Raw genomic sequence first — 9175 nt, 5'->3', positions numbered from 1 at the left:
GCGATACCGTAAGCCGGACAGGCGTACCCACACGGGACCTTCGTGTGTGGGTACGCCATGAGCCAACATGGGGTGCCACAAGAAGCCATATCGTGGAGCCACGGGGCCGCATTGCTGTCGCTCGCGGCCCAGGTGACCTTTAAGGTCACAGGCTACAAGGAGGGTTCGCTTTTCTGGTTGATTTCTTGCTTCTTCTGCTCGTGCTCGTTGACTTCGACCCAACCACGGACGAGTTTCGAGGCCTCTTCTTTCTCGATACGTGCCCGGTCCTGCTTATCGGAGAGGGACCAGTCAATCAGGCGATAGGAGCCGCCAAGGACCAGCGTCATGCCTGGGATGATCGTGAATACGGCCAGGAGGCGCCAGAGGAGGGTGTTGTAAGTAATCGCCAGCGCGCCAAACAGGATGGTCAGCATGAAGCTGGCGATGGCTACACCCAGCACAATGTAGTTCTGCTTATTGGGGACCACCCCGGCCATAAAAAACAGGCGCTGCAGTTTATTCATCGATGATTCCTTTCACCACGTTCTCACCGAACGCTCTGATGAACAACAACCTGACCATAATCAGCATAACACATCACCGGCATAATTACAATTTTTTGGGTTGGAGGTTTGAAAAATGAAAAGCAGGCAGGGTGAGATGAATATCACCCTGCCTGCACCGATTATAAAGGTTTAGTGCTGCTGATTCTGTTTATAGTGGTCCACGGCCTTTTGCATGAAGGCCCATTCCTCAGAACTATAGCTATAGGCACCCAGGGGTCGCTCTTGCTGGGGAAGCTGATCATGGTTCTTCCACCATTGCTTGAGGCCAGCGGTAACGTCGGCATCGCCGCGCGTGAACTGGCCAATCAACTCGCTCTGCTGGCGAGCCAGGGCCTGGGCCTCTGGTCCTGTGGGATCGGCCCCCTCGGCCACCAGGCGCCGCAGCTCGGTGAAGACGGCGCTCCATTGCTGGTTGGCACGCTGCTGATCCTGCTCGGTCCAGTTTTTGCCCCACTCAGCGATTTTTTGCGCCGCCTCTGGACTATATGAATTACCAGAAATCTCTGCCATCTTTTGCTGCTGTTCAGGGGTCAGGTACTTGTTGACCCATTCTTTATTCTGTTCCATCTGCATCACCTGGATCACGTTGACGAGGGCATCCCAGTTAGCCAGGCTGTCCTCCAGCAGCGTCTCCGCCTTCTCGATAGCCTGGATGACCGTTTCCAGCTGCTTGCGCTTCTCGCGCATCATCGCCTTCTGCGTGGCCAGCGTCTCCCGCAACCGCTGCGGGTCCTTCTGCAGGCACACCTTGATTTCATCCAGCGAGAAGCCCAGAAACTTCAAGGACAGGATCTGCTGTAAATTGATCAGATCTTCGTCCGAGTAGAGCCGGTGGCCCGCCTCCGTATAGTGTGAAGGCGAGAGCAGGCCCACCTTATCATAAAAGCGCAAAGTACGCGCAGTTACTGCAGCTTTCTGCGCGAACTGGCTGGTTGTATATTGCTGCTGTTGTTGTTGATCCAAGTGCTTCCTCCTTTCAATTGGCAGTATAGAGTATGACGTAATGTCATATGCAAGCCTTTTTCCTCCCTTTTTTTGAACCATAAAATAGGTTCGGAGCTATGGGTGTCATGTTCGTTGTGGGTTTCGATGGCCCACAAAATCGGACGCAAGGTCCGAACCTATGGCTTTCGTGTGTGTGTGCTCGGTAGGTGGGCGGTGGTGGCTTGACGGTTCCATCATCACATGGTGCCCAACGAGACATGGGCCATCGAAACCCATCAAGAAAAGAGATATGCATAGGTTCGGACCTTGCGTCCGATTTCTCTCTCCACGCACGTTTCCATCCACCATATCATGTCATGTTTCCGCACCGGTATCGACCGTCGAGGTTGCAAATCAGACGCAAACTCCGACGGTAGGCAACGTTACGTGCAGGAAGGGTGTAATCGGAGGCCCTGTGTCCCTACGACGCGGCTCTGCTCTTCACCATCACGTCGCCCTACGCGGTGCCCAAAAGCGAAGGTTCCCTTTGGGCACCGCGTGAGCCGAGGTGTGATGTCACGAGGGGCTGAGCGGCGAGGACACAGGGCCCACAAACGGTGGGGCTAATCGGAGGCAAGCTCCGAACCTATGGGATTTCCCGCTTTGCTTGTTGCGTTTGTGTCTTTTTACGATTAAATGAAACGTATTGGTCCTTGGGTCCCGGTCGCTTAGCTTCTTTTGATATGCATAGGGAGCGACGTTCTAGTATGAGAATGCCTCCCCCTATGCGTCTTGAGGTTGGTTGGATCAGGCCAGGGTTGTGCTGTTTCTGGGATGGGTGGCGGCGAAGTTGGTGATGGCGTCGACGGCCTGGCGGTAGCCGCCGCAGTTGCGTACGGTCTGTTGCATGGCCTGAACGTTGGCGCGAATCGCGGGATCGCTGCTCACGCGGGCAACGGCCTGCTGCAGCACGATTGTGCTGAGCTCGTCGGACTTGAGAGCGGTTCCCAGGCCCAGTTCGCTGACGCGCTGGCCGGTAAGGGCCTGCTCGGGCTGCTGCGGCACCACGATCAGTGGCACACCATAAAACAGGCTTTCCATCGTACTATTCATGCCACCGTGGGTGATAAACACGCTGGTCTGCTGCAGTACTTCCAGCTGAGGAAGGTAGGGAGCGACCTGGAAGTTTTCCGGTACGGGACCCAGCGCGGCCATATCCAGGCGTGTGCCATGGGCCATCACGACATGCCAGGGCTGGTGCGCGAAGGCCTCAAAGCAGAGGCGGAAAAAGTCTGGCCGATTGTTCATCACGGTACCCAGCGAGATATAGAGCGTCGGTTGGCCCTCGGCACGTTTGAGCTCAAACGCTGGCGCATCCTGGCGCATGAAGATAGAGGGGCCAACGAAGACGAAACGCTCGTCTAATGAGTCTCCACCGGGCTGGAAGGCACGTGGAATGAAGCAGATGTTCAGCTCCTCGTGATGGGTCCAGATGTCCATGGGACGGATGGACGGGATACCATAGCTGGCGCACAGCTCATCCAGCTGCTCCTGCAGAGCAGTCATCTCAGCGCCTGGTGCCTGCGCTCGCGCGAACGGCCCCCGGCTCATCATTTCTTTAGAAGGCACATAGCTGGGGCGCAGATTGATAGCCGGAATGTGCAGAATCTGGGCAGCCAGGTAGCCAGCCGGACACATAAAATCATAGATAATACAGTCCGGCTGCTCCTCGCGCAGTCTATCCAGAACCTGCGGCAAGATGCTAGCACTTGTACGCAGAAGCATGCCCAGCAGATGGGATATATTAATACCTTGTGGACGGACCGCACCCTCTGGTGGGCGCATTTCGGCCATTTGATAGGGCTTGAAAATGGCGCCGGTGGCCTCGATCGAGGCGCGAAACGTATCGGTCAGATAGTAGCTAACCTGCTCGCCACGCGCAACAAGCTCATGCGCGACAGCCAGCGTCGGATTGACGTGTCCATAAGCAGGAACATTCAAAAAAGCATACTTCGTCATTTATGATTATCCTTTATGAATGGGCATCTGGCAGGGATTGGTAGGGGTGGAATCATGAGTGGGATTGAGGGCGGCCACCAGTTCTTCTAGTAGAGCGATGAGCTGTCGGGCCTTCTCATCGCCCAGCGCATCCAGGCCGCTGATCAATGGTCCCTGCTCGTCCTGGCGCGTGACCTGTGCCAGCAGGTTGCGACCTGCCTGCGTCAAGGACAGCGGCGTGCGTCGACGATCCTGCGGATCTCGGTCGCGCTGAACCAGGCCCTTGCGCACCAGAACCTCAACCGTCGGGGCCAGCGTTGAGGGATCGAGTCCCATGGCGCGACTCAGTTCACCTAACGTCAAAGTGTGCCGGTTGATACTTAGAAGCGCCAGAAATTGGTGCGGTGAAAGGTCGGAGCCAGCCTCGCTCAGGTGCTGCATCAACTCCTGTCGTGCTGTCTTCATCACCGTACCGCATAGCCTGCGCAAAGCATCTGCCGCATCAATATTTCTCTCCATCATGCCCATCTCCATACATTTTTAAGCTTAATTGGCAAAGCAAATCATTTGCCGCCCAAATTATACACCAGCGCATCCCCTCCTGACAAATCATTACCGTTTCGCGATACGGCAGCCGCCATCCCATGGGAACGTTTTTCTTTGGCACCCGCTGACCTCTATGAAGATGTGGATAGCCAGCCCTGGACGCCTAGTAGGCAACGCTGAAGCGTTGGCGCGGGAAGCGAGGGTGCTCAACCTCCTCAAGGAGGGCGATCGCAAAGTCTTCGGCGGAGATGCGGCTCTCGCCTTTGTCGTCTTTGATGAGCTGATCGATGCCTGTGCGATAGCTGCCGGTGCGTTGGCCGGGGGCGATAAATGCGGCTGGGCTAACATTGGTCCAATCCAGGTCGTCAACCGTTTTGTAGACCTCCAGAGCGTCGCGATGGGCCAGAGCAATGTCTTTCCAGTTCACCGGAAACTCGGGTGTATTCATTAGTTGGACGCCAGGAGCAACCTCCAGGGTACCAGCACCTCCGACTGCGATCAGGCGCTTCACACCTGCGCGGCGCACGCCATCGATCAGGCTGCGCGTAAGTTGAACCATGCTGCCGGGATCATCTTTCGGCGAGGGACCTAGCGCGCTGATAACGACATCGTTGCCAGCCACTGCCTTTGCCACGCTGTCAGGATCGGCCGCATCGCCGGGGACCACCTGCAAGTTCTGATGGGCAATCGTAAAACGGTCCGGATCGCGCACAATCACCGTCACATGGTGATTACGCTGCAGCGCTTCAGTCAGCACACGCTGACCAATCATGCCAGTGGCACCAAATAATGCAATATTCATACTACTACAGCTCCTTTTTTTGTATCGTTCTATGTAAAAACAGACAAAAGGCGTGAATAATTGTTGGTTGCCAGGTCTCTTATTGACTCGTCTCGACCATTCGCACACTTGCGACAGGACATAGACCGGTTTAAATCGCGTTCAACTACTAGTATTGGCACACAAAAACGACTACTTACATATACGTATCATGCCATTCAGTAGTAAGGCTGGGCATTTTCAGTACGGCCAACCAACTGTGCCTGATCGACAATGAAGCAGCACCTTTTAGACTTTAAGATTAGACTTTAAGAAGTTCCGAATGGTCAACAAGTTGGGAATTTTGATTGAAACTTTTATATCCATGTTCTTGAGTGTATAATACAGGGAAACGTTATACACCCTGGGTATTTAGAAGTGTGTATTGTGTAAATATGCGCTTCTCATTGTACACCTTAATTTTTTTGATCTGGCGGATTCTAGTGTAGATGGGCAATTTTACAAGAAGCGATCACAATAGTATACATAGAGTGGCTTTTTATCCCGCTTTTAAAATTTTTTTACAATTATTGTGGTCGTTTTTTGATTTTTTCGCCTTACACATTGGTATATACTAGTATTTTAATTTCCCTATGAAAGACAGATAAGCATGAGTAAGACACAACCTCGGCGCGTCAAGCAGGATCGCCTCGAGAAACAACAACGCCGCGAGGCGGAGCGTCTGCGTGAACTCAAGCGCAAGCGTACAACTAATATTATCGTCATTAGCGCAATTGCGCTGGTGGTTGTTATCATTGGCGCCTTTATCTGGTTTGCTAATCGTCCAACGGGCGGCAGTACCAGTACCAGCAGTCAGACTAGCAGCAGTTCGAGTTCAGGTCCTTACGCTCCGTTGAATGGTATTTCCTGCGATTCTCAAGAGCAGCTAGCCTACCACATTCACGCCCATTTATCGATATACATCGATGGAAAGGCGGTGTCGGTGCCACAGGCCATCGGCATTGCCAGCGACCAATCCTGTATCTATTGGCTACATACCCACGATACCACCGGCGTTATCCACATTGAATCGCCCACCCAGAAAAACTACACCCTGGGCGACTTCACCCAGATATGGAGCCAGCGCTTCTCGAATCTGCAGTATCCTTATCAGCTAGACAAGGGCGCCGGCTGGCAGGCCTATGTTGATGGCAAGCCCTACAACGGCGATTTCCACAATATCGTATTGAAGGCCCATACTCTTGTTACCCTGGCTTACAACTCACCCAACGTCAAGCCCGACACCACCTATGCCTGGCAGCAGGGTGAATAAAAGGGGCATTCACGCTTCCCATAACCATGGGAAGCGTGTGGCTCCTTTCACGCAATTAGAGCCGTAGCACGCCTTCAGCTACTGTCACACCAGCGCCAAAGATACGCACCTCATCGCCATGCAAGCGTATCTCAATACGGCTTGGCCGCATCAGCTCATAACCCTGCTCAATCATCACCACCGAAGAACTGATGCGGCCATACTTCGCAAGATAGCAGGCGAGTGGGCCAGCCGCTGTTCCCGTAGCTGGATCTTCGACAATCCCCTCCGTGGGGTTGAAGAAGCGTGTATGGGCTGCGGCAACCGGATCAACCGTGTCCAGGCTAAACAGATAGCAGCCTTGCCCACCAACTGAGTGAAGGTGTTGATACAAACGTTTCGCATCTGGTTGAACGCGCCTTATTGCTTCACGGCTCTGCACTGGTACAAGCAGATGTGCTGCCCCTGTGGAAACGACCTGCGCAGGTAAACCCTCTACAGACAGATCGGCAGCCTCTAGACCAAGCGCTGCCGCCAACGCCCCTGGATCTTTATGGATGGCTCCAAATGATGGTACCGTCTGTCTCATCCCAATAGTGGTCGGTTGCCACGGTACTTCCTCTTTTCTTTTTTCCGCCAACACTTCCACTGATAGGACCTGTTCCCCTATCTCCTGTTGAAAAACGGTCTGAGGCCCGGACAACTCCAGTTGGCCTGATTCGGCCAACCACCACCATGCCCCCAACGCATTATGACCAGCACCTTTGACCTCAATGCCTGCCGGGGTAAATGAACGTAGACGCCAATTGGCTTCCTGCCTGGTCGAAGGGAGTAGAAAGGTGGTCTCCGACTGGTTAAACTCGCGCGCGATCTGCTGCATGGTCGACTGACTCAGGTCCTGCGCATTCACCACCAGAGCGAGCGGATTTCCGCTTAGTGGTTCTTGCGCAAAGACATCAACTATGTAGAAACGAATACCTTGTTCTTTCATCAGTTTCTGCTTTCTCTTGACTTACGACGGCTCATTTCATGCAGTAATGACATCCTGGTCATCCTGTTCCCTTGTCATTGGAAATGCGCAAGATCTCGTATAGCTTTCCAGGTTTGCTTGCTTTGCATTTCCAGTGTAACATCATTTTGTGATAACAGAACGCACGCCTCTCCTAACTTTTTTATGTGGTCCAGAATGTGTGCCACGGCACGTGCGCTGCAGTTCACTATGGATCTTTTTAAGGACTAAGGATGCAAAAGATCCTGCAAGGGCGCTGGAAGGAACGAGGTTGATCTGGTATGCTTGAGCATAGAAGATGATTGATATGTTTGCACTAACATAGGGGGAGCGTCGCATGATTGGTAAGCGCCAGGTTACAACTATGTGTCCGATGAATTGTATTCCAACGCAGTGTGGAATGAAGGTCGAGGTTGAGCAGAACAAGCTAATCTCGCTTAAAGGTGATACGCAGAATCCGGATAGTCGCGGTTTCCTGTGCATTCGGGGACGGGCCACGCAGGAGATTTTTGATAATCCTAAACGATTGCTGCGGCCATTGCGTCGCGTCGGTGAGCGTGGAGAGGATCGCTGGGAGCCGTGTTCGTGGGATGAGGCGTATGCGATGATCGTTGGGTCGATCCAGCAGACACGGCCGGAGCGTGTGGGGCTCTGGCGCGGACATGGCATCGGGACGACGGGACCCACTGCCAATACGTTGCTGACGCGCTTCGGGATGCTGGGTGGCTTTCAGAACTGGATAACCTCGATTGTGTGCTGGGCCATGGGTGGCTATGGTTTGGGCCTGACCGGGACGATCAAAACCAACACCAAGGAGGATATGGCGGCGAACTCGCAGACAATCATGCTGTGGGGCGCGACCCTGGCCAGCCAGCCGGACCTGGCGCCGCACCTGATCGCGGCCCGCAAGCGCGGCGCTTATGTGATCCAGATCGACACTCGTCGCACCGAGGTCTCAGCCCATGCCGACGAGGTCATCCTGCTCCCTCCCGGTAGCGACGCGGCGCTCGCGCTGGCAATGGCACACGTGATCATACAAGAGGGACTGCATAACCAGGAATTCATTGACCAGCATACGCTCGGCTTTGAGTCGTTTGCCGATCATGTGCAGCAGTATACGCCGGAGTGGGCCAGTGCCATCACCAGAATTGAGCCGGAGCGTATTCGCGAGCTGGCGCGGCGCTACGCCACGCAGACGCCGGCGGTCATCGTGCTGGGCGGCAGTTCTATCTTTAAGCACCAGCACGGCTGGGAGCCGGCCCGAGCCATCCCTTGTCTGCCCGCCCTGACCGGACAACTGGGTATTGCCGGCGGTGGCCTGGGACAGCGCCATGGGGCCGCGCCGGAAAGCGTTGGCTACGCCAATGTGCTGGCGGACATCACGCCGAAATTGCCAGACGAGGCGGCGATCCCCAGCCATATGTCAAGCATCGCCGAGGCCCTGGCCAACGGCCAGCTGGACGTACTGCTCCTGCTCGGCAGCAACATGCTCTCCTCCTTTGCCGATAGCAACGATGTCGCGCGCGGCCTGGCGCGCACCCGGCTGATCGTTTCCTACGATCTCTTCATGAACGAAACCAGCCGGCGCTATGCCGACCTGGTGCTGCCCGCTACCGCCTGGTTGGAAAGTATCGGTCTGAAGCAGACGGCCACCCATATCTACCTGATGGAGAAAGCTCTCGAGCCAGAAGGCGAGTGCCGTTCCCTGATCACCATCCTGCGCCAGCTATCCGAGAAGCTCGGCATAGACAACGTCTTCCCCTGGCAGGACGAAGAAGCCTATGTCAACTCCCTGCTGGCCGCGCAAAAGACGGCAGACGGCCAGCCCCTGACGGTAGAGGAGATGCGCCGCCGTGGCGGCTACTGGCCGAAGAACGGCCTCTCGCACATCGCCTACCAGGACCACAAGTTCCACACGCCATCCCAGAAGATCGAGTTCTGGAGCGAGCGCGCCCGGCAGGCAGGCCTCCCTCCCCTGCCCACCTATACCGCACCAGCAGGCGAGCAGTATCCGCTACGCTTCAGCCAGGGGCGCACGCTCACGGCTTTCCACTCCTTCTTCGACGAAGGCCAGGCCC

The 9175-nt window shown here is 55.0% G+C and carries 8 protein-coding genes; 2 read left to right on the top strand and 6 right to left on the bottom strand.

Annotation, left to right across the window (positions count from 1 at the left end; translation table 11 throughout):
* Window positions 1-152: 152 nt before the first annotated feature.
* The 5 genes from JMI88_RS38950 to JMI88_RS38930 form a co-directional block, all read right to left on the bottom strand.
* Window positions 153-506 (bottom strand): hypothetical protein, encoded by a 354-nt coding sequence (locus JMI88_RS38950; RefSeq protein WP_201367480.1) that lies wholly within the window; start codon window positions 504-506, stop codon window positions 153-155.
* 171 nt (window positions 507-677) lie between these two features.
* The gene (locus JMI88_RS38945) at window positions 678-1511 is read right to left on the bottom strand and encodes a MerR family transcriptional regulator (protein WP_201367479.1); all 834 of its coding nucleotides are present in this window, start codon (window positions 1509-1511) and stop codon (window positions 678-680) included.
* A gap of 768 nt (window positions 1512-2279) precedes the next feature.
* Window positions 2280-3491, bottom strand: a complete 1212-nt coding sequence (locus JMI88_RS38940) for a macrolide family glycosyltransferase (RefSeq protein ID WP_201367478.1) — start codon at window positions 3489-3491, stop codon at window positions 2280-2282.
* A 6-nt stretch (window positions 3492-3497) separates the two neighbouring features.
* The gene (locus JMI88_RS38935) at window positions 3498-3992 is read right to left on the bottom strand and encodes a MarR family winged helix-turn-helix transcriptional regulator (protein ID WP_201367477.1); all 495 of its coding nucleotides are present in this window, start codon (window positions 3990-3992) and stop codon (window positions 3498-3500) included.
* A 187-nt stretch (window positions 3993-4179) separates the two neighbouring features.
* Window positions 4180-4818, bottom strand: coding sequence for an NAD(P)-dependent oxidoreductase (locus JMI88_RS38930; RefSeq protein ID WP_201367476.1), 639 nt, complete (start codon window positions 4816-4818; stop codon window positions 4180-4182).
* Between the two features lie 628 nt (window positions 4819-5446).
* Here JMI88_RS38930 and JMI88_RS38925 point away from each other — a divergent pair.
* Window positions 5447-6109 carry a hypothetical protein gene (locus tag JMI88_RS38925; RefSeq protein ID WP_201367475.1) on the top strand — a complete coding sequence of 221 codons (663 nt, stop codon included), beginning with the start codon at window positions 5447-5449 and terminating at the stop codon, window positions 6107-6109.
* Window positions 6110-6164: 55 nt separating this feature from the next.
* Here JMI88_RS38925 and JMI88_RS38920 read toward each other — a convergent pair whose 3' ends face one another.
* Entirely contained in the window at window positions 6165-7079 is a 915-nt protein-coding gene (locus tag JMI88_RS38920; RefSeq protein WP_201367474.1) for a PhzF family phenazine biosynthesis protein, read from the bottom strand.
* A gap of 355 nt (window positions 7080-7434) precedes the next feature.
* Here JMI88_RS38920 and JMI88_RS38915 point away from each other — a divergent pair.
* Window positions 7435-9175 (top strand): molybdopterin-containing oxidoreductase family protein (locus JMI88_RS38915; RefSeq protein WP_201367473.1); only part of this gene is annotated, 1741 nt, incomplete at its 3' end.

The sequence above is a fragment of the Dictyobacter formicarum genome (assembly GCF_016587435.1).
Note: the sequence above shows the minus strand (reverse complement) of the source record. Positions and strands in the feature narration are given on the sequence as shown.

Bases quoted from the DNA above. Each gene is read 5' to 3' on its own strand.
- JMI88_RS38950 (WP_201367480.1), bottom strand. From the start codon at position 506: ATGAATAAACTGCAGCGCCTGTTTTTTATGGCCGGGGTGGTCCCCAAT.
- JMI88_RS38940 (WP_201367478.1), bottom strand. From the start codon at position 3,491: ATGACGAAGTATGCTTTTTTGAATGTTCCTGCTTATGGACACGTCAAT.
- JMI88_RS38935 (WP_201367477.1), bottom strand. From the start codon at position 3,992: ATGATGGAGAGAAATATTGATGCGGCAGATGCTTTGCGCAGGCTATGC.
- JMI88_RS38930 (WP_201367476.1), bottom strand. From the start codon at position 4,818: ATGAATATTGCATTATTTGGTGCCACTGGCATGATTGGTCAGCGTGTG.
- JMI88_RS38925 (WP_201367475.1), top strand. From the start codon at position 5,447: ATGAGTAAGACACAACCTCGGCGCGTCAAGCAGGATCGCCTCGAGAAA.
- JMI88_RS38920 (WP_201367474.1), bottom strand. From the start codon at position 7,079: ATGAAAGAACAAGGTATTCGTTTCTACATAGTTGATGTCTTTGCGCAA.